Below are 24,914 nucleotides of genomic sequence, written 5' to 3'. Positions count from 1 at the left end.
GACGACAGAACAGGTTCAAAAAGGCACAAAAAACCCCTTGTAGATCAATGGCTACAAGGGGTATCAGCATTTCCCGATAGACGCTCCCTTTACTTCCAAATGAAGCAGGAAAGCGCCTAATGTCCTTGATTAGTTGGCGCTATGCGGCAACTTCAAGAAAGATACGTTGGAAATGTGCTGCAAGATACGGATGACCTGGCAGCTATAACCAAACTCGTTGTCATACCAGACATACAGTACGACATGCTTGCCCTGGGCAATGGTGGCTTGAGCATCGACGATACCCGCATGGCGATTGCCGACAAAATCACTGGATACCACTTCCGGAGAGTCCACGTAGTCGATCTGCTTCTGGTAGTCAGAATCGATGGACATGCGGCGCAGATAGCCATTCAGGCTTTCTGTATCCACTTCCTTGTCGAGCGACAGGTTGAGAATCGCCATGGACACATTCGGGGTCGGCACCCGAATGGCATTACCGGTCAGCTTGCCACCCAGCTCAGGCAGCGCCTTGGCAACGGCCTTGGCAGCACCGGTCTCCGTCAACACCATGTTCAGCGGGGCACTCCGGCCGCGCCGGTCACCCTTGTGGTAGTTGTCGATCAGGTTCTGGTCGTTGGTATAGGAGTGCACGGTCTCGACATGACCATGCGTAATACCGTATTCGTCGTTGAGCACCTTGAGCACAGGCACGATGGCATTGGTGGTACAGGAAGCCGCAGAGATGATGCGATCATCGCTGTTGATATCACCATGGTTGATACCAAAGACGATATTCTTGACGTCACCCTTACCTGGCGCAGTCAGCAGCGCCTTGGATACCCCTTTGCACTCGAGGTGCTGGCTGAGCCCTTTCTCGTCGCGCCAGATACCCGTGTTATCCACCACCACAGCGTTATTGATGCCATAGGCGGTATAATCGATCTCACTAGGCGAATCGGCATAGATAACCTGAATGACATTGCCGTTGGCGATCAGGCTGCGAGACTCGACATCCACGCTGATGGTGCCATCGAAAGGGCCATGAACACTGTCACGACGCAGCAGACTGGCACGCTTTTCGAGATCCTTGGCGATATCACCACGGCCACGCACCACGATGGCTCGCAGACGCAGCAGGTTACCGCCCCCGGCTTTCTCAATCAGCACACGGGCCAGAATTCGACCGATGCGACCGAAGCCATACAGAACGACATCCTTGGGTTCGCCAGTGGCCTGAGGATCATGGCCGTCGACGATCTCGGCAAGTTGCTCGCGCATGAAGGCAACGGCATCGCCGCCCCCTTGCTTCTTGAATGCCACGCCCAGCTTACCCACGTCGACATGGGCCGGCCCCAGATTCAGCTCAGTCATGGCCTGCACCAGGGGGAAGGTATCCGTCACGGACAGCTCAGTGCCCTCGACCTTCCGAACAAAACGGTGGTCCTTCAGGATGCGGATGACGCTGCGATTGAACAGCGAGCGACCAAACATGGTGGTAACCACATTGTTATGGCGATATAGGCTGCCGATCAGTGGAATCATCTGCTCCACGATAGCCTGGTTATCGTGCCATTCCTGGAAGACTGCGTCGGATTGCTGGCTCACGGGATACCTCAATGTGGGGAATGGAAAACGCCTGTATTATCTGGCCCATACCTCACACTCGCAATCGCTGGATGGTCGCACAAGATGTAGGGATATTACAGAAATCACAGTTTGACTACAGGACGCAAATAGGGCTGGTATGATGCAACCCTCTTCACCCAGACAGCGATACGACGTCAACATGCCGACTTTTTCGCCGCTCGAACCTCCGCACCCCAAGGGCATTCGCGACACCCTCTACTGGCAGGAGCCCCAGGGATCTGCCACAGCTCTGGCCCTGTCGCGCCTGGCCAATGATGCCCCGCTGCTGGTCGTCACCGCCGATACTGCCGAGGCCCTGCGGCTGGAAAATGAGCTTGCCTTCTTCTCTACAGTACCTGTCCTGCCTTTCCCCGATTGGGAAACGCTGCCATACGATAGTTTCTCGCCCCATCAGGATATTGTATCGGCACGCCTGCGTACGCTACGCACTCTGCAGGATGGCGTGCATGGTATCGTGTTGGTACCGATCAATACCCTGATGCAGCGTCTCTCTCCCGTGGACTACATCGCGGGACGCGTGCTGACCTTGGAAGTGGGCGCCACGTTGGACCGGGAAGCCTTCCGGGACAAACTGTCCCGAGCGGGATATCGTGCAGTAGAAACGGTTTACGAGCCTGGAGAGTATGCCCTGCGGGGCGCACTGATCGACCTTTTCCCCATGGGTAATGATGCGCCACTGCGCATTGATCTGTTTGACGACGAAATCGACAGTTTGCGCAGTTTCGATCCTGATACCCAACGTAGCGCCGACAAGGTGGAAAGTATCGAACTGCTGCCAGCCCACGAATATTCGCTGTCACGCTCTGCCATCGCCTGCTTCCGCGAAGGTTTCGAGACACTCTTCGATGTGGATCCGCGCCAGTGCCCTCTGTATGTGGATGCGTTGAAGGGCATCCCCGCTGCAGGCCTGGAGCAATACCTGCCACTGTTCTTCGAGGAAACCGCTTCCCTCCTCGACCATCTGGCCGAAGGCACACGCATCGCGCTCATGCCCCTTGCCCGGGAAGCTGCCGAGCATCACTGGGCAGCCATCACCAGTCGCTACGAAAATCTTGGCGTCGATCCCACTCGACCACTGCTGCCCCCTCACCGGGCCTTCATTCCCGAAGCCGAACTGTTTGGCCTGATCAAGCAACACCCACGCATCGAGTTGACACGTGATACCGCACACCCGCATGCAGCAGCCTCTCTGACGGAAGCGCCGGCCGAGGTAGCCATCAACGCCCGGACGAAATCACCGCTGGCGGCCCTGCAGCAGTACCTGGCCAATCATCCCGAACGCCGTGTTCTTTTCGTTGCCGAGTCGCGTGGTCGCCGCGAAGCACTCGAAGAAACTCTGGCCCCAGTGGCGCCTCATCTACCACAGGTAGCAAGCTTCTCTGCCTTCCTGGAGAGTGACCAACGCCTGGCCATCGGTGAAGGCGACCTGGCGTCGGGCCTGACCCTGACCACACCTGACCTGGCCGTGATCACTGAAACCGAGCTGATCGGTGACGTCGTACGGCAGACGCGCCGCCAGGGCAAGGCTACAGATGACAACGAACTGGCCGTACGCCACCTGTCCGAACTACGGGAAGGTGCTCCCGTCGTTCACCAGCTCCACGGAATCGGCCGTTATCGTGGACTGGAAATCCTGGAAACCAGCGGCCAGGCAGCCGAATTCGTCTGCCTTGAATATGCCGAAGGCAGCAAGCTTTATGTCCCCGTGGATAGTCTGCATCTGATTTCTCGTTATTCTGGCGTTGACGAAGAGCTCGCCCCCTTGCACCGTCTCGGTTCCGAACAATGGGACAAGGCTAAGCGCAAGGCTGCCGAGAAGATCCGCGACACCGCTGCAGAGCTGCTGGATATCTATGCTCGCCGCGAAGCCAGAGAAGGCTTTGCCAATCATCCCCCGGATGATGAATATGCCCGCTTCGTCGCCAACTTCCCCTTCGAGGAAACGCCAGATCAGCGCCAGGCCATCCAGGCGGTGATCTCGGACATGATCACACCCAAACCCATGGATCGTGTCGTGTGTGGGGACGTAGGCTTTGGCAAGACCGAGGTTGCCATGCGCGCGGCATTCCTGGCAGTACAGTCCGGGCGCCAGGTGGTGGTATTGGTGCCCACCACACTACTGGCTCGTCAGCATTACGAGAACTTCCGTGACCGCTTCGCCGACACTGCAGTGGACATTGAATTGCTATCACGCTTCACCGGAGGTAGCGGCCAGAGCGACACACTTGCTCGTATCCAGGACGGCAAGACAGACATCATTATCGGCACCCACAAGGTGCTGTCGAAACAGCTACGCTTCCCTCGCCTGGGACTGGTCATCATTGATGAGGAACATCGATTCGGCGTCTCCCAGAAAGAGCACCTCAAGGGCCTGCGCTCCGAAGTCGATGTATTGACGCTCACCGCTACCCCTATTCCCAGAACATTGAACATGGCCATGAGTGGCATACGCGATCTGTCGATCATCGCCACGCCCCCTGCACGCCGCCTGTCAGTAAAAACCTTCATTCAGCAACGCGAAGAACCCACCATCAAGGAAGCCATCCTGCGCGAGATCCTGCGGGGCGGCCAGGTCTACTTCCTGCATAACGAGGTCAAGACCATAGAGGCGGCAGCTGAAAAGCTGCGCGAGCTGGTTCCCGAGGCCAGGGTCGGTGTCGCCCATGGCCAATTACCCGAACGCTCCCTGGAAAGAGTGATGTCGGACTTCTACCACAAGCGCTTTAACGTGCTGGTGTGTTCCACCATCATTGAAACCGGCATCGACGTGCCTAACGCCAACACCATCATCATTGAGCGTGCTGACAAATTCGGCCTGGCCCAGCTCCATCAGCTGCGTGGACGAGTTGGCCGCAGTCATCACCAGGCCTATGCCTATTTGCTGGCACCCCCTCCCCGTGCCATGACCCGGGATGCCGTCAAGCGCCTTGAAGCGATTAGCCAGGCAGAAGATCTCGGCGCAGGCTTCACACTGGCCAGTCACGATATGGAAATCAGGGGGGCTGGCGAACTGTTGGGCGACGAGCAAAGCGGCCAGATGGAAGCCATTGGCTACAGCCTTTACATGCAGATGCTCGACCGTGCAGTGCAGGCAATCCGTGAAGGTCGAACGCCCAATATCGAGGACCCTCTGGACAATGGGGTGGAAATCAACCTCAACCTGCCCGCATTGATTCCTGACGATTACCTCCATGATGTGCAGCAGCGGCTAGTCATGTACAAGCGTATTGCCAACACGACCAATGATGCTGAATTAAAGGAACTGCGGGTGGAAATGATCGATCGGTTTGGCCTCCTGCCAGGCCCGGTCAAGACATTGTTGCGCCAGACACGCCTGCGTCATCGTGCTGAGCGCCTGGGCATCAGCCGCCTGGAAGCAGGAGAGGAGCGTGGCCGCATCCTGTTTGGCCACAGGACAAATGTGGACCCTCTGACCCTGGTGGAACTGATTCAGAAGTCCCCCCAGATCTATCGCCTGGATGGTGCGGATATACTTCGTTTCACCACTCCCATGAGCAATGAAGAGGCTCGCTTCCAGGCTATCGAGCAATTGCTCGATGCTCTGAATCGAAAGGCTGAGGCCGCCTGACAGCAAGGTCGGCATGTGCGATTCGAGGCATTTTACCTGGCTTGGGAAGCGGACGGCGCCGATGTCCCCGGCCAGGGACTAGCGCCGCCGCGAAAGAGACGTCAAACTATGCTTATGCCATCCCGCTTTTCGCACCATCGAAGCAGGGAGCTTGCTGTTTTCCCCAATGTCGAGACTGATAGCAATGAAACTCAACTCTTTCCGACGGCCGTTGGCCATGATGGCCATGATTCTGGGCATGACCGCAGCCCTGGCCACTCCATTTGCGGCCGCAGAAGATCTGCGCCGCGGCTACTATCACCTACCCGAGAACGGCGATGTGGTCGGTAGTGTCTATACCGTGAAAGCCAAGGAAGAAGACACGCTGATTTCCATCGGTCATGAGCACGGTCTCGGCTATAACGCCATGGTCCGCGCCAATCCGGATGTGAGCATCTGGTACCCAGGCGAAGGCACCGAAGTCGTGATTCCTGGAGAGTTCATCTTGCCCGATGCACCGCGCAAGGGCATCGTGATCAACGTGGCGGAGATGCGTTTGTACTACTATCCGCCCAATGATCCCGGCATCGTCCAGACCTATCCCATCGCGGTGGGCCGCATGGACTGGAAAACGCCGCTAGGTGTCACCAGCATCACTACCAGAGAGCGCAACCCTTCCTGGGTCCCGCCGGCATCCATTCGTCGTGAGCACGCCGAAAAAGGCGACATTCTGCCGGCCGTAGTAAAGCCTGGCCCAGACAACCCCCTGGGTACGCGCAAGATGCGCCTGGGTATTCCTGGTTATCTGATTCACGGCACCAACAAGCCGGAAGGTGTCGGCATGCGCGTCACTCATGGCTGTGTACGCATGTTGCCAGAAGATGTCGAACACCTGTTCGACCAGGTATCGATTGGCACCCAGGTAAACATCGTCAACGAACCAGTCAAGATGGGTTGGCTCGATGGCGTTCTCTACACCCAAGCCTATCCTGTGCTGGATGAAGATGAGAAGCAAACTACTGATCTCAAGCGCGTGACTGCCGCTATCGATCAAGCGGATGCAGCAGCCAAGGATACTGACTTCCAGGTCGATTACGACATCCTGACGCAGGCCGTGGAAGACTCCAGCGGTTTGCCTGTTGCTCTGGTTCCTGGCGTTACAGAACCCCAGCCATTGCCTGGCTCACTGTATGACCATGTCGAACTGGTCCGCGCCGATGTCAAGGCCGAGGAAAAAGCCAAGGGCTAATTTACAGCCTGATGGAAAAAAGGCGCTCCCTTCAGGAGCGCTTTTTTTATGTTGAACGCAATATTTGATTCAGCCAGAACGCCCATAGAGGCGTTGTAAGGCGAAGTAATACTTCCCTGCACCTCTCCCTATAGAGGCCAGAGAAAAACTCTCTATAAGGCCCTACAGCCCACCTGACCAATTCTTTCAAACCACTTTACTGCATCAGGACATCAAACCAGGAGGATACAACTTTCCACCTCAGCATTATCCCTTTCCCACAAACGATTGAGGCCCCGCCAAAAAGGCGGGGCCTCAATCTGAATCGCGTTATCGTCCCGAGGGACAACAACAACGATCAACCAACCATGATTACTTGCGCATGGAGGTCTGGAACATGCGGTTCATCTCTTCGCGGTTCTGCTGAGACAGCTGCAGAGCTGCCTGAGCGTCACGCTGAGCCTGGTTCGCAGTGTTCTGAGCCTGAGTAGCGATGCTACGAGCTTCAGCAGCGTCAGCCTGAGCGGATTCAGCTGTGGTGCGAACTTCTTCCAGAGCGCTGGAGGAGGCGCAGCCAGCCAGAACAGCCAGAGAGGCAGCAGCAGCGGTCAGCTTCAGAGTAGTCTTGAGAGTCATGGTGTTCTCCTTGAGTCTTCCTTGGTACTACGTTTAATGATGCAAACATATCGGAGGATAGATTCACATCTGGCTTCCTGCAAAGGCAGGACTTTCTTGCAGCGACTGGTGCTGCGATAGCACACTGAGTCAAACGCTGTTTTATAACACACAACGGCGCTTGTCCAGAGCCTTGAATGCCCTTTGCACCCAATAAAGATTAGCGGATGACGACGCGGGTGCCAACATCAATTAATGATGCGAGCTCTTGAATTTCCTGATTGGACACGGCGACACATCCATTGGTCCAGTTAAAATTGCGATGGATGTTCTCGTCGCCTTCTCCAATACCATGTATTCCGATGTAACCTCCAAGCACCGTTTCCTGAGGCGGACTACTATGCAGGCGGTAGTAGTCGAAATAGGAATCGTAATCCTGTTGGGTATAAAGCCCACTCTCCAGGGCCATCCTGGCATGCCGCGGCGTTGGATAATCCAACCCGATGAAGATGTCGAACTTGCTATTGAAATTGAAGCGATTGACATGGAATTCCCCTTGCGGGGTCGCCCTGTCCCCCATCACGCGCTGCAGCTTGCTCCCACCCCGACCAATACGAACATCGTAAAAACGCGCCAGTTCGGCATTGCCACGATAAACGGTCAAGAGCGACTGTTGATCCTCGATCAGCACCCAGACCTCATTGGCTGAAGCGGGCGTATCCGCCTGACGAAGAAGCTCGCTCAACTGGACATCGCTACTGGTATTTGTATTGGTGCCGGTATACGCCCAACCGAGGGATGGCAGTAGCAAACCTGCCCCAAGTATCATTCGGATAATATGGCGACGAGAAAATTTATCCATGCGCATCAGACTCACTGTCGATAGTTGAAATCGTTGGTGACAGACCGTAAGTGCCATCCAGTAAGGTATGCCCGGATTGAAAATGATGCCAGCTCCCAATCTGAGCATGGCAAGAAAAAGGCATACCATGTGTCGCAAAAAAGGAACAAGGAAAACTTACCATTCCTCACTCGTTTCCCGCAGCGCAGCGACTTCTGCCTTCATCGAGGCAAGACAGCCGGCCAGTGACTCAGTCAAGGTTCCCCCTCCGGCTATCAAACGAGCACTTGCAGAACTCGCTTTACTGGCACCTTCATCACCATGCAAGGCTTCAATCCGAACTAATAACCAGGAAAGCCAGCTGTCAGGGTCCTCCGCCAGGCTGCGCAGACGCACCACTTCCGCCACTCCTGGAGCAGACTCATCCAATAACAGCTCACGCCAGTGATGCTGCGTCAGGTGAGCATGGAAAGTGACATCGCGCAGCAAGGCATTCAATGCCAGTTCCATCAAGGCCAGCGCCCCTTCCTCACGGGCGCGGCGACGAGCATCACTATGCTCATCAACAACCTCTCCACCATTTCCTGAAGCCATGGCGAGCAATAGTTCAGCCTGATAAAGCAGTTGATTGGTTCTTGCTCGCGGCGTCACTTACGCTTGTCCTCCACTTGCCAGGCCTTGCCATCCCAGGATGCTTTCCATCCCGTCGCCTTGCCATTGTCATCATCCGTCATCACGAACTGTTCCTTGAGCTTGCGCGAAAACCGAATCTGACTTGGGCGGCCATCGGGATCCTGCTCGGGGGCAGAGAGCAAGTAGTGATACTTTTCGGGCAGCTCATCTGCATGTGCCTTGAGTTCTCTGACCAACGGCGGACGTGTCTCGCGATTCTTGGGAAACTTGCTGGCAGCCAGAAACAGGCCACTAGCACCATCACGCAGAACGTAATAGTCCTCGACCTTCTGGCAGGCCAGTTCCGGCATCGAGATCGGATCCATCTTGGGCGGGGCCACTTCACCATTGCGCAGCAACTTGCGCGTATTCTTGCAACTGTCGTTGGTGCAGCCGAAATATTTTCCAAAACGCCCGGATTTGAGCTGCATCTCGGAACCACACTTGTCGCATTCGATGACGGGACCATCATATCCCTTGATGCGGAACTTGCCTTCTTCCACGGCATAACCGGCACAGTCAGGGCTATTGCCACAGATGTGGAGCTTGCGATGCTCATCGATCAGGTAGCTGTCCATGGCAGTGGAGCAGATCGGGCAGCGTTGCTTGGCACGCAGAGCATCCGTTTCGGCGTCTTCACCAGCATCTGCGGCCACCGCTTCATCACCCGGCAACAGGTCGATGGTGGTCTTGCAGCGTTCCTTGGGCGGTAGGTTATAACCACTACAGCCAAGAAACACACCTGTTGAAGCTGTTCGAATCTGCATCTTGCGCCCACAGGCAGGACAGTCGATATCCGTTGGCACTGGCTGATTGGGACGCATGCCCTCTTCGCTTTCTGCTTCACTCAGCTCGGCGCTGAATTCCTTGTAGAAGGCATCCAGCAAAGCTCGCCAGTTACGTTCTCCTTCAGCCACTTCATCCAGGTTGTCTTCCATGCGCGCAGTGAAGGAATAGTCCATCAGGTCGGGGAAGGATTCCTTCAGACGCTCAGTGACAATGTCGCCAAGCTTCTCTGCATAGAAGCGACGATTCTCCAGCTTGACGTAGCCACGATCCTGAATGGTGGAAATGATGGCGGCGTAAGTGGAAGGACGACCGATGCCACGCTTTTCGAGCTCCTTGACCAGGCTGGCTTCGGTATAGCGGGCCGGAGGCTTGGTAAAATGCTGCCTGGGGTCCAGCGCCTGCAAGGACATGACAGTGCCTTCGGCCAGATCTGGCAATGCCTGATCCTCCTCTTTGCGGCCAAGCGGTGCCATGACGCGGGTATAACCATCAAACTTGAGTACCCGCCCCTTGGCCCTGAGCTCATAGCCATCCACGGACACGGTCAGTGTGGTAGAAAGGTATTCTGCCGGCGTCATCTGGCAGGCAACGAACTGACGCCAGATCAACTCGTAGAGACGCTCAGCATCCCGCTCCATCCCTGCCAGGTCCGTACCACGACGCTGGACATCGGAAGGACGGATGGCCTCGTGGGCTTCCTGAGCACCTTCCTTGCTCGAATAACGGTTGGGAGCATCAGGCAGATAACGAGCACCGAACTCATTGCCAATGTAATCACGAACCGAATCCACCGCCTCCGCAGAGAGGTTGGTGGAATCGGTACGCATGTAGGTGATATAGCCCGCTTCATAGAGGCGCTGAGCCAGCATCATGGTCTTCTTCACGGAGAAGCCCAGGCGTCCGCTGGCAGCCTGCTGCAGCGTCGAGGTAATAAAGGGAGCCGTAGCCTTGGAACGGGTCGGCTTATCTTCCCTCGCAGTGATCTTCAGACTCGCACTCTTGAGAGCCTCAATGCGCGTGAGCGTTTCTTCTTCACTGGTCGGGCGGAAGGTTTCACCATTCTGACGTGCCAGCTCAAAGCGCACCGGCTCTACCTGACCGGCTACGCCCTCGGGCATCAGATCTGCATGAACATCCCAGAATTCTTCCGGCACGAAGGCACGGATTTCACGTTCACGTTCAACGATCAGACGCATGGCCACTGACTGCACCCGGCCTGCGGACAGGCCACGAGCAACCTTGGCCCACAGCAGCGGAGAAAGCATGAAACCAACGACACGATCGAGGAAGCGCCGAGCCTGCTGCGCTTCGACCCGTGGCATATTGAGCGAACCTGGGTCCTTGAAGGCTTCCTGAATGGCATTCTTGGTGATCTCGTTGAACACTACCCGACGGTAGCGGTCCTCCGTTCCACCAATGGTTTCGCGCAAATGCCAGGCAATGGCTTCTCCCTCGCGATCCAAGTCGGTCGCGAGGTATACCGTATCAGCCTTTGCAGCCAGTTTCTTGAGCTCGGCAACGACCTTTTCCTTGCCAGGCAACACTTCATAGTTGGCCTGCCAGCCATTGGCAGGATCTATTCCCATGCGCCGGATCAGTTGATCGTGAGCCTTTCGCTTCTTGTATTCCACCTTCTCTTCAGCAGACATCTTGCGTGTTGCAGCAGCCTGGCGCGCCCTCTCCTTGGGATCGGAGGCCGTCTTGCCAGAGCCACTGGTCGGCAGGTCACGAATATGACCCACGCTCGACTTCACGATGAAATCGCTGCCGAGATACTTATTGATCGTCTTCGCTTTGGCGGGAGACTCGACGATGACCAGAGACTTGCCCATAGCACTCCACAATAGTCGTGGCGTTGCGGTTGGTGCGCACGCCAATCTGAAAGACACGCCATCCAGAGGGCAATCCCCTGCGCTCCCCATGATCAGGATGACGGAAAAATGCGCTTACCCTACCCCAGCGTTGCACAACACGCCAGTCGAAGCCCACACGACATGGCATTTACCTGCCAATTTCATCATCTACACGGCATGTCTGTCTGCTCGCAATTCCAGACAAGGAAACCAGAAGCTTCGCCAAGAGACTAGACGCAAGGTACGCCTGACGACAACCCCGCTGCACTGCACAGCAGATGGAAAGCACTCTTTTTCAGGCATTTCTCTGACGAAAGATGCCCCCCAGAAACCCTGGAGGGCATCGGACCACTTCCTTTCTGACAACCAGAATCCCCTGAATCAGCTCTTGCTCGTACCTCGAGTCGTACCACGCCGACGAGAAGTGCTACGTGTCGCGGCCGGCACAGCGTCCTCAGTAGCGGCATCCTTCGCGGAAGACTTACCGGCATTGGTTGCCTCGGCACTTGCCTGAGCACTCTTTGACTGTGCGCTTTTGGGCGCAGTGCTCTTTGTGCGAGGGCTGCGTGCTCCGGAACTCCTGCCTGCGGCCTTGGTATCTGTTGTCTCAGCGCTGCCAGCAACAGCATCTGCTGACTTGATGTCAGTCTTCGCACTTGTCTTGCTACTTGCTGTCTTAGTGCCGACATTAGCACTTGTCTTACCGGTACTGCTGGCGGCACGAGCACGTGTCGACCTTGCCTTCGGCTCATGACTCGCTGGCTTGGACTTCATTGTTGTCTTAGTCGGGGCCCTGGCTGCAACGGCCGGCATTGTCGCTGTGGACCCACCACCGCCATCAGCCGTTGCTGCCGTGCGCGCCACGGCAAACAACGCCTTGACCTTGTCCAGGCGCGCTGCGGCATGGGTACTCAACTCGCCACTTGCTGCCAGTACATGTTCGATATGCTCGACATGAGCATCAATGACTTCTGCGCTTTCCTTCCTGAGCAAGGCAGGGATGGCGGCCAAGGCAGCCTCCTTGTCATGCTTGAGGATGAAGAACTGTTCACGCACCAGTTCCTTGAACAGCGCCATATCCAGACGCGGCTCCAACTCGGAACGCGAAGCACGCAGGCGACGGAAGTTCCGACCATCCGTTGCTGGAGCGCCACCCAGCACATAAATCACCGAGCGCATCACCGCCTCATGACTGCCGCCCTTGGCAACGCGTGCTGCAATATCTGCCTGGCGCAGTGCAATGAAGCGCAGATGCTCGGGCTCCTGACCCGGACGAGGCAGAACCTCCTTGCTGGCACCATGCAGACCGACCAGAGACTGCAACATAGGCTGGCCATAGACATCGAGAAAGACTTTCTCGATAGCGCTATCCCGAAACGCACGCCAAGCATCCAAGGAACGCGAAACCTGCTGGGAAAAGATATCCTCGAAGGCCCGAAAGATATTGTTCTCATCAAGCTGCTGACGATCCTTGCGCACCATCTCGGCCAGTACGGGTAACGGCGCCATCCAAGGACTACGGTCGGACAGCATGCGGTAGCCCAGACGGTTAGGATGCATCTTGCGCATCCAACGGGCACTCTCCGGGGTGGACAAGGCCTTGATCCAAGGCTGCAGAAACTGTTGATACAGCCCCAGATTTATCTCGGAGACACGAGCCACTGTGGCAAAGCGTCGTTCATCTTCGGGATTGTGCTGCACGACCTCATCAAGATCGTCGAAGTCACGGGTGGAGAACTCGAGCAGGTAATCGCGTTCGATCAGTTCTGCATCCGGCCTGTCCGCCGCCTTGGACACCGAAGTCTCATAGAGACCGGGCGGCAAGACATCGATGTAATCCATGTTGGCAGTGAACTCGGTATGCTCCTTCCGCGAGACACTGCCCGAGACAAAGATGCCGAGATGACCAGTCTTGTCATGCACGCAATAGACGATGGTCTGGTCGTTGGCAATGATGTCGTCAACACCAGCGTAAAGGTCGCGCACCCACCCCAGGGCCTGTGGCGGAGGAGTGATATCGTCCCCCTTCGAACAGAACAGCACGACGGGAGAGCGCAGATTGCGCAGGTCGATACGGCGCCCATCGGAGGTGACCAGCTTGGCCGTGGACAATCGATTACCGACAAACAGGTTATCCACGATGTACTGAATTTCCTGGCCACCCAGCACCACGTGCCCGCCCCACCAGCGCTCGAAGTTAAGATAGCGCTCGGCTTCGGTATCGACATTGGCATAAAGGCGATACTGCTTGTCCCACCAGGTGTTGGCCGGATTGAGGCGCTCAAAGTTCTGCACCAGCCAAGCACCATCAAACAGGCCATCCCCCATATCGGACAGCAGGTGGGTTATCCAGCTTCCGCCTGTCAGCCCTCCGGTATAACGCATCGGTGCATTCCCTCGCTCGCCCGCCCAATAGGAAAGCGGCGCACCAGCAATCAATATGGGACCGAACAACTGTGGTTCGAGGGCAGCCGCCATCATGATCTGCCAGCCAGCCTGACAATTACCGACGACGACAGGCTTTTCCGTATCGGGATGCAGCTCATTGACATGCTGAAGGAATGCGACCTCAGCTTCGACGACATCTTCCACTGTCTGCCCAGGTACCGGGTATGGCATGAAAGCGACGAAATAACAGGGGTGGCCAGCACGCAGAGCAACGCCAATCTCACTGTCTGGCTTGAAGCCACCTATACCGGGACCATGGCCTGCCCGGGGATCGACAACAACGAAAGGTCGCGCCTGCTCATCGATTTCCACCCCCTCCGGAGGATGGATGCGCAATAGTTCGTAGTTGACGGGACGAGGCAGATCCTGGCCGTACATGATGATGTCAGCATCGAAGCCAAGCACACTGGGACGAGTCTTCTCGATGTGCTCAAGATATTCATTGCCACGCTGGCGCATCACATCCCAATACAGGATGCTGCGCTCGACACTGTCGCGCCAGTAATCGACGGCAGCCCGCCCAAAACCAAAAGGATCGAATAGAGGATACAGCGGCTGAGTAACTTTCGACATCTGTGCAGTCATAGGAGCTCCCAAGAGGTACCCGGTGCGCTGGCACCGAAGAGGACGCCAGCCTTCACTGAGACTGTCTGCCAGGAACCTTTCCCACCAGCAGAGAACTTGTACAGAAGGTCATCAGTGCTTTTCATCGCACGCAGTGCTCTTCATTGCAGTGCTTGCGGTCACAGTGCTTGCTGTAAAAATCGCATTGTTGCACTGCAATATACCTAACCAGACCCAATCTGCAAAACCCTGGTGCGTCATCATGCATGTTTTTGCATGATCAGCGCTTCCGAGAAGCGGCTGTCCAAGCCCCACCCAAGTAGAGTCCATACCTAGAAAGACATCGCCCGGCGAAAGCCGGGCGATGTCATGTCTACTTGACTTCGATGCCGTGAGCCTGCTGATCGGCATGGTAGGAAGAGCGTACCAGGGGGCCAGAAGCCACATGAGTGAACCCCATGGCCTTGCCCTGCTCTGCAAACCAGTCAAATGTGGCAGGAGTCACCCAGCGATCCACCGGCAAGTGGTTTCGGGAAGGCTGCATGTACTGCCCAAGCGTCAGCATGTCCACATTATGGGCACGCAGGTCACGCATCACTTCGATGACCTGATCATCCTGCTCACCGACACCCAGCATCAAGCCCGACTTTGTCATCACTTCAGGACGGCGCTCCTTGTAGCCCTTGAGCAAATCGAGCGACCACTGATAGTCCGCACCAGGACGAACCTTGCGATACAGGCTCGGCACTGTCTCCAGATTATGGTTGAAGACGTCAGGCGGCGTGGTTTCAAGAATGTCCAGAGCAACATCCATGCGCCCACGAAAGTCCGGCACCAATACCTCGATCTCGATATTGGGACTATCGTTGCGAATCTCCCGGATACAGTCAGCAAAGTGCTGAGCACCACCATCACGCAGATCATCGCGATCCACAGACGTCACCACGACATAATTGAGACGCATCTCAGCAATGGCTTCAGCCAGTTCGCGAGGTTCGCGCTCATTCAGTGCATTAGGGCGACCATGCGCCACGTCGCAGAAGGGACAGCGACGCGTGCAGATATCCCCCATGATCATGAAGGTAGCGGTTCCACCATGGAAGCACTCGCCCAGGTTCGGACAGGAAGCTTCCTCGCACACGGTATGCAAACCATGACGGCGCAAGGTCTCCTTGATCCGCGTGACTTCCTTGGACACCGGCATGCGTACACGCAACCAATCCGGCTTGCGCGGGATCTCCTCGGTAGGAATCACCTTGACCGGGATACGCGCAACCTTGTCAGCACCGCGCAGTTTCACTCCCCGCTCGACACGGGCATTCTTCTTGGCCTTTGCGGCAGCGGCAGCCGCGGCAATGGCAGAACTGTCTGTCATGTCACTGTCCTGTGATGGATCGGCTCACAATGGCGCCGATCATTCGCTGATGAGTGTTTCGGGGGCGGCCATCATCGTGGGCAGGCCCTTGCGCGGTACCAGTTGACGCTCACCAAGACGCAGGGCCAACGTCCGCAGCAAGCGTTCGCTCTCGCTCCATAGATCTACCGGGCCTTCTACCAGGTCAGTCAGACGCGTCATGGCCAGACCAGCATAGCCACACGGATTGATCCGCGAGAAAGGCTCCAGGTCGAGACTGATATTCACTGCCACGCCATGAAAACTGGCGCCACGACGAATGCGCAACCCCAAGGATGCAATCTTTGCCCCATTGACATAAACACCCGGGGCATCACGACGTGCATAGGCCTCGATGGAATGCTCAGCCAGTGCATCGATGACGCTATTCTCCAGAGCGGTGACCAAGTCACGCACTCCCATGGGCGAGCGACGTACATCAAGCAACGGATACAGCACCAGTTGCCCCGGGCCATGGTAAGTCACCTGACCTCCGCGATCAGTGGGGATCACCGGAATGTCGCCGGGCATCAGTACATGCTCTGGCTTGCCCGCCTGCCCCTGGGTAAACACCGGATCATGCTCAACCACCCATATCTGGTCCGCGGTTTCTGCATTCCGCGTATCGGTGAGATGCCGCATGGCCTGCCACACAGGCTCATATGGCTGACGCCCCAGGTGGAAAACCTCGATCGCTGCCATTACACCACCATATGGACGCGGCCTGTCGCCTTGAGATCATTGAACAGTGCAGTTATCTGTTCTTCACCTGTGGCCCACAAGGTCAGGCGCACGGACTGAAAGCGACCATTGCGACTGTTGACCACTTCAAGCTTGCTGATATCGAAACCAGGATCGTGTCGCTTGACGATCAAACCCACGGTAGCGGCAAAGTCTTCGGCTGCATCACCCACCACCTTGATGGGATAGTCGCAGGGAAAGGTGATCGTGACGTCGGTTGGATTCGGTCCCGCCTCAGAGCGAAGATCGCGAAAGGAACTGTCGTTCATCATGGTCCCCGTGAAAGGATATCCGAGTATTTTACTCAACCGCACGGCACCAACCAAGGGAAACCCGGAAGTTCGCGACAAAGAAACCCAATACGATAAAGAAACCCAATACAATGGGGCAGCCCCGAGGCTGCCCCATGCTTGTCAATGTGGGCCTTATAGCCCTGCATAGCGATCGGTTCAGTCGAACCAGCCGCCGACAAGCTCAGAAAAGAAACGATGAACCTTATCGAACATACGCTTGAAGAAGCCACCTTCTTCCACGGCTTCCAGGGCGACCAATGGGCGCTCTCCAACGACTTCATCACCCAGGCGCACTTCCATGGTGCCAACTTTCTGTCCTGCAGCGATGGGAGCTTCCAGGTCAGCATCAATGTTCAGTTTGGCAGTCAACTCATCCTTGCGGGAGCGCGGCACGGTCATGGTGACTGCTTGGTCGACACCAACACGCAACTGATCAACGGCCCCACCCCAGATACGCGGGGTATCGAGCACAGCGCCCTGGTCATAAAGCTTCAATGTCTCGAAGTAACGGAAGCCATAGCTCAGCAGCTTCTGAGTTTCCTGGGCACGGGCTTCTTCAGAACTGGTCCCCATTACCACTGAAATCAAGCGCATGTCATCGCGCTTGGCAGAAGATACCAGGCAGTATCCTGCATCATCGGTCCAGCCTGTCTTGAGACCATCGACGCTCGGATCCCGCCACAGCAGGCGATTGCGGTTGTTCTGCTCGATGCCGTTGTACTTGAAAGTCTTCTGGCTATACATCGCATAATGGTCGGGATAGTCCCGAATGATATGACGAGCCAGGCGCATCAAGTCACGCGCAGAAGAATAGTGGTTGTCATGCGGCAAACCGGTCGCATTGGAGAAGTGCGTATTCTCCATGCCCAACTGCGCAGCATGCTGATTCATCAAGTCCGCGAACTGGGTTTCACCACCGGCCAGGTACTCGGACATCGCCACGCTGGCATCATTGCCGGAAACGATGATGATGCCATGCAACAACTCATTCACCGGCACCTGGGTACCGACTTCCACGAACATCTTCGAGCCACCGGTCCGCCAGGCCTTTTCGCTGATCGGTACCAGATCATCGGGTTTGATGTTGCCACGCTCAAGCTCACGCTCGACCAGATAGGCCGTCATCAGCTTGGTCAAACTGGCCGGAGACAGACGCTCGTCAGAGTTGTGCTCTGCAATGACACGTCCACTATCGGCATCAACCAGGATCCAGGACTTCGCCGCCAACTGTGGTGGCGACGGAATCATGACCTGGGGCTCTGGCACATCAGGCTTGGGCGCATCCGGCTGCGGATTGGTCTGTTGCGCCATGGCCCAGGGCGCAACCAGAGAACAGCACAGCAGAGCTGCCGGCAATACTCGGCGGCGAGAAAACAGCTTGGCAATCATCTTTGGGTGTCTCTCACTGACAGAAAATACGGCGACATGACATCGCCGGGTCTCGTCTTCGCGTCATGGAGCCTCAACGGTCTCCGACGACAAAGGTCTGGGGGTAACCTGCTTGGGCCAGTGCCTGGCGCAAGGGCTCTATCTGGTTTCGATCGGGCAGCGGTCCTACCTGTACCTTGTACATCCCTGCTTCGCTGGCAACACGAACATTGCGCTCAAGACGGCGTTGAAGATCCTTCTGCAAGGTTCGTGCGCCATCCTGGGAACCCAGGGCGGCGACCTGCACGAAAAGGTCCTCGCCGCCCGTAGAAGCTGCAGGCGCACTGGGTGCGGAAGCAGGAGAGTCACGCGGCGCCGCCGTCGAAGTGCCCACGGCGGAGTTTTTCGTTACCGGCGCTGCGGCCGGCGCAGCCCTGGCGACCTGCGTTCCCGAGCCGCCGGAGTGCTGAGCCAGCCATTGCTGAGGGTCAATGGCCGTCACCCGCACCCGGCCAGTACCATGATCAAGGATGTCCAGACGTGATGCAGCAGCGTACGAAAGATCTATTTCCCGGTCATCATGGAAAGGGCCGCGGTCGTTGACCCGTACAATGACCGAACGCCCGTTATCCAGGTTGGTCACCTGGGCATAAGTTGGCAACGGCAGTGTCTTGTGGGCGGCCGACATCTTGTACATGTCGTAGATTTCGCCATTGGACGTGGCGTAACCATGAAATTTATTCCCATACCAGGATGCCGTTCCTTCATGGCTGTAACCCGTCGCATCATCGAGTACATGGTAGGTCTTTCCCCATACTTCGTAGGTAGACCGATTACCCGCAGACGACCGAGCTTCTACCCTGGGTGTCGCATCCGGCACCTGACTGACATCCGGAGGTGATTCGGGATAAGCATCACCACTCATGGCATAGCGTCCACCCGCAGTCCCCGGAGCGGGGGCGCTGGCGGAAGCCTTGGGTTGGGCCGGGCCGGATGCCGCACCACTATCCCCATCACTCGCACACCCGCCAAGGGCCAGCAACAATGATAGGGTCGGCAGGGCAAAACTACGTCGATTCATGGTGCCGTCTCCTTCACTGTGGCATCCAGCCATCCGCCCTTTCCCATCTCGCCACCCTCCTGCTGTTCAAACGCAAGAGCAATGGCTTCGGACAGTTCAGTAACGGCCATGGCATAAAAATGACTGTGGTTATAACGGGTTATGACATAAAAATTATCACCGCCCAGGCGATACTTGGTACTGCCATCGGCCATTTCCAGAGCCAATGGAATGACACGCCGATCCGCGGCTATCGCTTCCTGGGGGTGAATACCCTTTGCAGCCAGCTCAGCAACACTCATGTACGGCGCCTTGGCCTGATTGAAGTCCACCGATGCTGGTGGTGTCGCCGGCCCTTCAGCTTCCCAGTAGATCGTGCCGCCTGGCTGCCAGCGATGTTCCGCAAAATAGTTGGCCACGCTGCCAATGGCATCGACCGGATCCGTCCACAGGTTGCGCTGCCCATCACCGTCGAAGTCCACGGCATAGGCCTGGTAACTGGTAGGAATGAACTGCGGGTAGCCCATCGCACCGGCATAGGAACCCTTGAGCTCGCCGGGGTCTACATGCTGCTGATAGGCAATGGTCAGAAAAGCCTCCAGTTCACCCAGGAAGAACTTGCCTCGACTCGGGTGATGGAAGGCCAAAGTCGATAGTGAATCGAGCACCCGATGCTTGCCCGTAATCTGACCGTAGCGGGTCTCGACACCGAGAATGCCGGCAATGATTTCTGGCGGAACGCCATAACGCGCCTGAGCACGCTCAAAGGCATCGCGATGCTCAGCAATGAAGGCCGCACCTTCCTGGATACGTTCTTCGCCCAGAAAGATGTCACGGTATTTATGCCACGTCAGATTGTATTCGGCCGCACCGCTCATGGCTTCGATCACTGAAGCCTGATAATGGGCCTCGCCCATGGCGTGGTTTAACCAACCTCGATCAATACCCTGTCCTGCCAGACGCTCTACCATGGCCTGAACCTTAGGCATCGCGGCGGGATCGAAATCCTGGGCCTGGGCCGCCAACGGCACCATCCACGGCAACCCTACCATCAATGTACACAGCGCTACACGAACGCCACCTTTTCCCTGGAACGGGGGCACTTTCATTCGTCCTCTCCCTGAATCAGCACCCGTTGACGCCTGCCTGCTTGCTTGAACAAGGGTTAGCGCGGCAACAAACGGCGGTGTGCGTGAACCGCCATGAGGATACCGAAACCAGCCATCAAGGTCACGCTGGACGTCCCTCCGTAACTCACCAGAGGCAGCGGAACCCCCACGACAGGCAGGATACCGCTCACCATGCCAATATTGACGAAGACATAAATGAAAAAGGTCAGGATGATTGCTCCACCCAGCAAGCGCCCGAAAGTGTCCTGCGCCGCTCCGGCAAGCCACATGCCTCGCGCAATGATCAGCAGATACAGTGTCAACACCACGAGCATGCCAATCAGGCCAAATTCTTCGCCTAGAACAGCGACAATGAAATCTGTATGACGCTCAGGCAGGAACTCCAGTTGCGACTGGGTGCCATGCAACCAGCCTTTCCCCCATATGCCGCCACTGCCGATCGCTGTGGTGGATTGAATGATGTTCCATCCGGCTCCCAGGGGGTCGCTTTCCGGGTCAAGGAAGGTCAATACCCGCTGCTTCTGATAGTCATGCATGTTCATCCACAACACGGGGAGTGCCGCTCCAGCACCAGCCACCATTACCCCGATGAACTTCCAGGACAGGCCTGCCAGGAGAATCACGAAGACTGCCGCAGCCGCCACCAGCAGGGAGGTTCCCAAGTCTGGCTGCCGGGCAATGAGCCCAACGGGGATAGTGATAAGTGCGGCACAGCCCAATAACACCTTCCAATTGGGCGGTAATTCATGACGACTGATCCATGCCGCCACCATCATCGGCATGGCAAGCTTCATCAACTCGGACGGCTGAAAGCGCACCACACCGGGAATGACTAGCCAACGCTGGGCGCCCATGCCGATATCACCAAGGATTTCGACAGCCAGCAGCATCAGGATGCCTACCAGGTAGGCAGGGAAAGCCCAGCGCATCAATGCCGACGGCGTAAACTGCGCCAGTACCAGCATCACCAGCAGTGCCACACCAAAGCGAATTGCCTGGGCAATGACCATGTGCAAGTTCTCACCACTGGCACTGTAGAGCACCACTAGTCCGCCCATCATCAACAGCAGCAACAGCCCGACCAGCCAGGGGTCAATGTGCAGGCGCTGCCAGATGGTCTTGCGCCGGGAAATACCGCCTACCGGAGGACGCACCGGGTATCCACGCAGGGAGCGCACGAAGTCCATTGGCATGTTCAGTCGTCCTCCCGGCGGGCAGCCAGGTCATCGCCTGCTGCTGCGCTGTCATCATCTACAGGGCGTCCAGAGTTGTGATCAATGATCCAGGCATCCGCCATGGCTCGAGCCAACCCTGCCGCATGAGTTGAGCCACCCCCGGCATTTTCCACGATTACTGCAATGGCAATCTGTGGGTCTTCCACCGGAGCAAAGGCCATGAAAAGCGCATGGTCGCGCAAACGCTCTCGCAATTCGGCAGCATTGTATTTTTCGTTCTGCCCCAGGGAGAACACCTGGGCGGTACCTGACTTTCCGGCCATATGGTATTGCAAGCCCGCGCCTGTGCGGCGCGCCGTTCCCTCTACCCCTGACAGCACCTTCTGCATCCCACTGAAGACACTATCCCAATAGGAATCATTGCCGATCTCGATATCCGGTGGTGTGTCGGGCAGGTTCACGGGTACGGGATTATCGCCTATCTCCTTGGCCAGACGAGGACGTACCCAATGACCACGATTAGCCAGCGTTGCAGTAGCGGCAGCCAGTTGCAACGGAGTGATCTGCAAATACCCCTGACCGATACCTACCGACAAGGTCTCTCCTGGATACCAGGCCTGATTGAAACGTGCCCGTTTCCAATCCCTTGACGGCAGCAGGCCATCTCCCTGCCCTGCCACGTCAGCAGCCACCCTGGTGCCAAAGCCAAAATCCAGCAGGTCGTCATGGATACGATCGATGCCCATTTCATGAGCCAAAGAATAGAAATAGGTGTTGTTGGACACAGCCAGAGCTCGTTCCAGATTGACTCGACCATGCCCCCAGCGCAGCCAGTTGCGATAACGGCGATCATCATTCGGCAGCTGATAGTAACCAGGGTCGAAAATCACCGTATCCGGCGTAATGACCCCTTCCCTCAGCCCACTGATGGACATGAAGGGTTTGATCGTGGAACCTGCCGGATAGCTACCGCGTGTCGCCCGATTGAACAGAGGAAGATCGATATCTTCCTGTAGATCGCGATAGGACTTGACGTCGATTCCCGTGACGAACTGATTGGTATCGAAGCCAGGCACCGAGGCCATGGCAATGATCTCGCCACTCTGAGGAGCAATGGCAACGATAGCTCCGCGACGTCCATCAAGCAGCTGATAGGCCAGTTGCTGCATATCCTTGTCGATGGTCAGAGTCAGGTCTGCCCCTGGCGTTGGATCGGTATGCCCCAGCTCACGCAGCACCCGACCACGCGCATTGGTTTCAACCTTGCGCAGGCCAGCCCGGCCATGCAACTGCTCCTCATAGAAGTACTCCACTCCGGTCTTGCCAATAAAGTGGGTACCGGCATAGTTGCCAGGATCCAGCTGCTTTAACTCTTCCGCATTGATTCGCCCCACATAGCCCAAGGCGTGCGACATGATCTCAGCATCCGGGTAATAGCGCAGCAACTGGGTCTGGACTTCAACGCCAGGCAGACGATGGCGATTTAACGCCAGCTTGGCGACCTGAATCTCGGTCAGGTCGGTCATCAATAATGCCGGTTGATAAGGGCGCTGACGCTGGCGTGAACGTTCACGAAACTCATCGACTTCCACCTCGGGCAGGTCGAGAAGATCGACAAGCAATTCAAGGGTGGCATCCAGGTCATCGACTCGCTCACGCACCAGCGTCAGGTTGAACGTTGGGCGGTTTTCCGCAAGCAGCTTGCCATTGCGATCATAGATCAGCCCCCGGGTCGGAGGGAGCGGCTCTACCCGTACACGGTTGTTTTCCGAGCGAGTGACATAAGTCTGGTGCTGGATGACCTGGAGATATACCAGGCGCCCCACCAGCGTAGCAGAGAGAAGAACCACGACAATCGCTGCCAGAGCAGCACGCAGACGGAAGGTACGCGATGCGTGTTCGGGATTTTTCAGGGTTTCACGACGCTCACGCATGCGAGAAGCAATCCTTGACAAACTCGTTCGGGAATCAACGGTGGTAGGGGTGTCCGACCATCAATGTCCAAGCTCGATACAGCTGCTCTGCGAGCACTATCCGTACCACGGGATGCGGGAGAGTCAGAGGAGATAGCGACCAGCGCTGGTGAGCCCTGGCCGACAACTCGGACGACAATCCATCCGGGCCACCTACCAGCAGCACCACATCGCGCCCCTCCATGCGCCAGGCATCGGCCTCCTGAGCCAGGCGCTCAGTCGTCCATGCCTTGCCCAGCACTTCAAGAGCGACGATGTGCTCGTCCCCCTTGAGGCGTGCTTCTATACGCTCGGCTTCCTGCGCTATTGCCCGCGCCACATCGGCATTCTTGCCACGATGACCAGGGGCAATTTCTTCAATTTCGAGGGAGAAGTCCCTGGGCAAACGCTTGCGATATTCCTCGACACCATCGCTCACCCATGCTGGCATGCGAGTACCGACCGCCAACAGGCGGATCTTCATGCCTTGACCTCTTCCCCGACTTCCTCAGTACCAACATCTGTGCTGTCCGTAGGGAGATCTGCCCACAGACGCTCCAGGTCATAGAGTTCGCGAGTCTGTGGCAACATCAGGTGCACCACCAGGTCGCCAAGGTCAACCAGTACCCAGTCGGCACCGTTTTCGCCCTCGACCCCCAATGGAGGAACACCATTCTCCTTGGCTGCTGTGATCACGCTGTTGGCCAGTGCCGAGATATGGCGACTGGAAGTACCACTGGCCACCACCATCCAATCGGTGACACTTGTCAGACGGGAAACATCGAGCATAGTGATGTCATTGGCTTTGACATCTTCAAGAGCCTCGATCACCAGTGTTTTTAGTGCGTCGATCTGCATAGTCCCTCATCAATGGGAATTACCGTAAACCGATATTGTAAACCTTTGGCTCGCAACTGGCAGCGCCTGATTCATCCTTCTCGGCAATCACATTGCAGATAAAGTCCCTTGGCCTGGATTTCCGCCTCCACTGCCTCTGCAAGCAGGTATCTGACACTTCCTCCTCGTGCCAGCCGCTCACGCACAAAAGTCGCAGAAATCGCCATGCGAGACGGTAGACACAGGCGCAGCAGTCGACCATGAGGGCGTGCCATCAGCGCCTCGACACTCTCCACTTCACGACCCGCAAGCAAGGTATGCAAGGCCGGCGGCAGAGGGCTGTCATGATCCGGCCGATCGACCACTACCAGATTGGCCAGCTCGAACAGGCGCTCTGGTTCGTGCCAGCCAGCCAGCTTGAGAAAGGCATCATGGCCCAGCGCCATGACCAGACGCGCACCGTTCCCATAGCGGCCACGCAGCACCGCCAAGGTATCAGCACTATAGGAAGGCCCTGCCCGCTCGAGTTCCAGAGGATCAGCCACGATCCCCGGCGTGTCGCCAATACCCAAGCGCAGCAAGGCCAGACGCTGCTCAGGAGACACTTGTGGCTGATCGCGCAGGGGGGGCTGGGCTGCAGGAATCATATGGACACCGTGCAACCCCAGCACCTCGCGCAGCTCGACAGCAGTGCGTAGGTGGCCTAGATGAACGGGATCGAAGGTACCGCCAAGCATCGCAATGCGTGCCGGTTCCTC

19 protein-coding genes are annotated in these 24,914 nt (G+C 56.8%); 2 read left to right on the top strand and 17 right to left on the bottom strand.

Features of this window, described 5'->3' with window-relative positions:
• Positions 1 to 129: 129 nt before the first annotated feature.
• Positions 130 to 1,587: a glyceraldehyde-3-phosphate dehydrogenase gene (locus tag Q1K07_RS03750; RefSeq protein WP_300308049.1), complete on the bottom strand. Its 1,458-nt coding sequence runs from the start codon at positions 1,585 to 1,587 to the stop codon at positions 130 to 132.
• A gap of 181 nt (positions 1,588 to 1,768) precedes the next feature.
• Between Q1K07_RS03750 and mfd the strand changes: the two genes are divergently transcribed.
• Positions 1,769 to 5,218 carry a transcription-repair coupling factor gene (mfd, locus tag Q1K07_RS03745; RefSeq protein ID WP_300308046.1) on the top strand — a complete coding sequence of 1,150 codons (3,450 nt, stop codon included), beginning with the start codon at positions 1,769 to 1,771 and terminating at the stop codon, positions 5,216 to 5,218.
• A gap of 184 nt (positions 5,219 to 5,402) precedes the next feature.
• Positions 5,403 to 6,446, top strand: a complete 1,044-nt coding sequence (locus Q1K07_RS03740) for a L,D-transpeptidase family protein (RefSeq protein ID WP_300308043.1) — start codon at positions 5,403 to 5,405, stop codon at positions 6,444 to 6,446.
• 351 nt (positions 6,447 to 6,797) lie between these two features.
• On the opposite strand, the gene Q1K07_RS03735 is transcribed toward Q1K07_RS03740, so the two are convergent.
• The 16 genes from Q1K07_RS03735 to nadD all read right to left on the bottom strand — a co-directional run bounded on the left by Q1K07_RS03735 (position 6,798) and on the right by nadD (position 24,893).
• On the bottom strand, positions 6,798 to 7,061 hold the full coding sequence (locus Q1K07_RS03735; protein WP_149284512.1) for an Lpp/OprI family alanine-zipper lipoprotein: 264 nt from the start codon (positions 7,059 to 7,061) through the stop codon (positions 6,798 to 6,800).
• A gap of 199 nt (positions 7,062 to 7,260) precedes the next feature.
• The gene (locus tag Q1K07_RS03730; protein ID WP_300308038.1) at positions 7,261 to 7,902 is read right to left on the bottom strand and encodes a L,D-transpeptidase; all 642 of its coding nucleotides are present in this window, start codon (positions 7,900 to 7,902) and stop codon (positions 7,261 to 7,263) included.
• Between the two features lie 156 nt (positions 7,903 to 8,058).
• Positions 8,059 to 8,532 carry a DUF6586 family protein gene (locus Q1K07_RS03725; protein ID WP_300308036.1) on the bottom strand — a complete coding sequence of 158 codons (474 nt, stop codon included), beginning with the start codon at positions 8,530 to 8,532 and terminating at the stop codon, positions 8,059 to 8,061.
• On the bottom strand, positions 8,529 to 11,174 hold the full coding sequence (gene topA, locus Q1K07_RS03720; RefSeq protein WP_300308033.1) for a type I DNA topoisomerase: 2,646 nt from the start codon (positions 11,172 to 11,174) through the stop codon (positions 8,529 to 8,531). Before topA ends, Q1K07_RS03725 begins: the two co-directional genes overlap by 4 nt.
• Before the next feature lie 402 nt (positions 11,175 to 11,576).
• On the bottom strand, positions 11,577 to 14,228 hold the full coding sequence (locus tag Q1K07_RS03715) for a DUF3141 domain-containing protein (protein ID WP_300308030.1): 2,652 nt from the start codon (positions 14,226 to 14,228) through the stop codon (positions 11,577 to 11,579).
• A 352-nt stretch (positions 14,229 to 14,580) separates the two neighbouring features.
• Complete coding sequence (gene lipA, locus Q1K07_RS03710; protein WP_149284507.1) at positions 14,581 to 15,582, bottom strand: lipoyl synthase; 1,002 nt, start codon at positions 15,580 to 15,582, stop codon at positions 14,581 to 14,583.
• A gap of 39 nt (positions 15,583 to 15,621) precedes the next feature.
• Entirely contained in the window at positions 15,622 to 16,302 is a 681-nt protein-coding gene (gene lipB / locus Q1K07_RS03705; protein ID WP_300308025.1) for a lipoyl(octanoyl) transferase LipB, read from the bottom strand.
• Positions 16,302 to 16,610, bottom strand: coding sequence for a DUF493 domain-containing protein (locus Q1K07_RS03700; RefSeq protein ID WP_300308022.1), 309 nt, complete (start codon positions 16,608 to 16,610; stop codon positions 16,302 to 16,304). Before Q1K07_RS03700 ends, lipB begins: the two co-directional genes overlap by 1 nt.
• Positions 16,611 to 16,790: 180 nt before the next feature.
• On the bottom strand, positions 16,791 to 17,945 hold the full coding sequence (locus tag Q1K07_RS03695) for a D-alanyl-D-alanine carboxypeptidase family protein (RefSeq protein ID WP_300308627.1): 1,155 nt from the start codon (positions 17,943 to 17,945) through the stop codon (positions 16,791 to 16,793).
• 151 nt (positions 17,946 to 18,096) lie between these two features.
• Positions 18,097 to 19,083 (bottom strand): septal ring lytic transglycosylase RlpA family protein, encoded by a 987-nt coding sequence (locus Q1K07_RS03690; RefSeq protein ID WP_300308019.1) that lies wholly within the window; start codon positions 19,081 to 19,083, stop codon positions 18,097 to 18,099.
• On the bottom strand, positions 19,080 to 20,096 hold the full coding sequence (gene mltB, locus Q1K07_RS03685) for a lytic murein transglycosylase B (protein ID WP_300308624.1): 1,017 nt from the start codon (positions 20,094 to 20,096) through the stop codon (positions 19,080 to 19,082). Before mltB ends, Q1K07_RS03690 begins: the two co-directional genes overlap by 4 nt.
• Positions 20,097 to 20,227: 131 nt before the next feature.
• A complete protein-coding gene (gene rodA, locus Q1K07_RS03680; protein WP_300308016.1) occupies positions 20,228 to 21,385 on the bottom strand; it encodes a rod shape-determining protein RodA in 1,158 nt (385 codons plus the stop codon).
• 2 nt (positions 21,386 to 21,387) lie between these two features.
• Positions 21,388 to 23,301 (bottom strand): penicillin-binding protein 2, encoded by a 1,914-nt coding sequence (mrdA, locus tag Q1K07_RS03675; RefSeq protein ID WP_300308013.1) that lies wholly within the window; start codon positions 23,299 to 23,301, stop codon positions 21,388 to 21,390.
• A 34-nt stretch (positions 23,302 to 23,335) separates the two neighbouring features.
• Complete coding sequence (gene rlmH / locus Q1K07_RS03670; RefSeq protein ID WP_300308010.1) at positions 23,336 to 23,803, bottom strand: 23S rRNA (pseudouridine(1915)-N(3))-methyltransferase RlmH; 468 nt, start codon at positions 23,801 to 23,803, stop codon at positions 23,336 to 23,338.
• Positions 23,800 to 24,177: a ribosome silencing factor gene (rsfS, locus tag Q1K07_RS03665; protein WP_300308007.1), complete on the bottom strand. Its 378-nt coding sequence runs from the start codon at positions 24,175 to 24,177 to the stop codon at positions 23,800 to 23,802. Before rsfS ends, rlmH begins: the two co-directional genes overlap by 4 nt.
• Positions 24,178 to 24,248: 71 nt before the next feature.
• Positions 24,249 to 24,893: a nicotinate-nucleotide adenylyltransferase gene (gene nadD / locus Q1K07_RS03660; RefSeq protein WP_300308621.1), complete on the bottom strand. Its 645-nt coding sequence runs from the start codon at positions 24,891 to 24,893 to the stop codon at positions 24,249 to 24,251.
• Between the last annotated feature and the right edge of the window lie 21 nt (positions 24,894 to 24,914).

It is taken from the genome of Halomonas sp. (assembly GCF_029263665.1).
Classification (GTDB): domain Bacteria; phylum Pseudomonadota; class Gammaproteobacteria; order Pseudomonadales; family Halomonadaceae; genus Halomonas.
The sequence above is the reverse complement of the archived record's forward strand: the minus strand, read 5'-3'. Positions and strand labels throughout refer to the sequence as shown.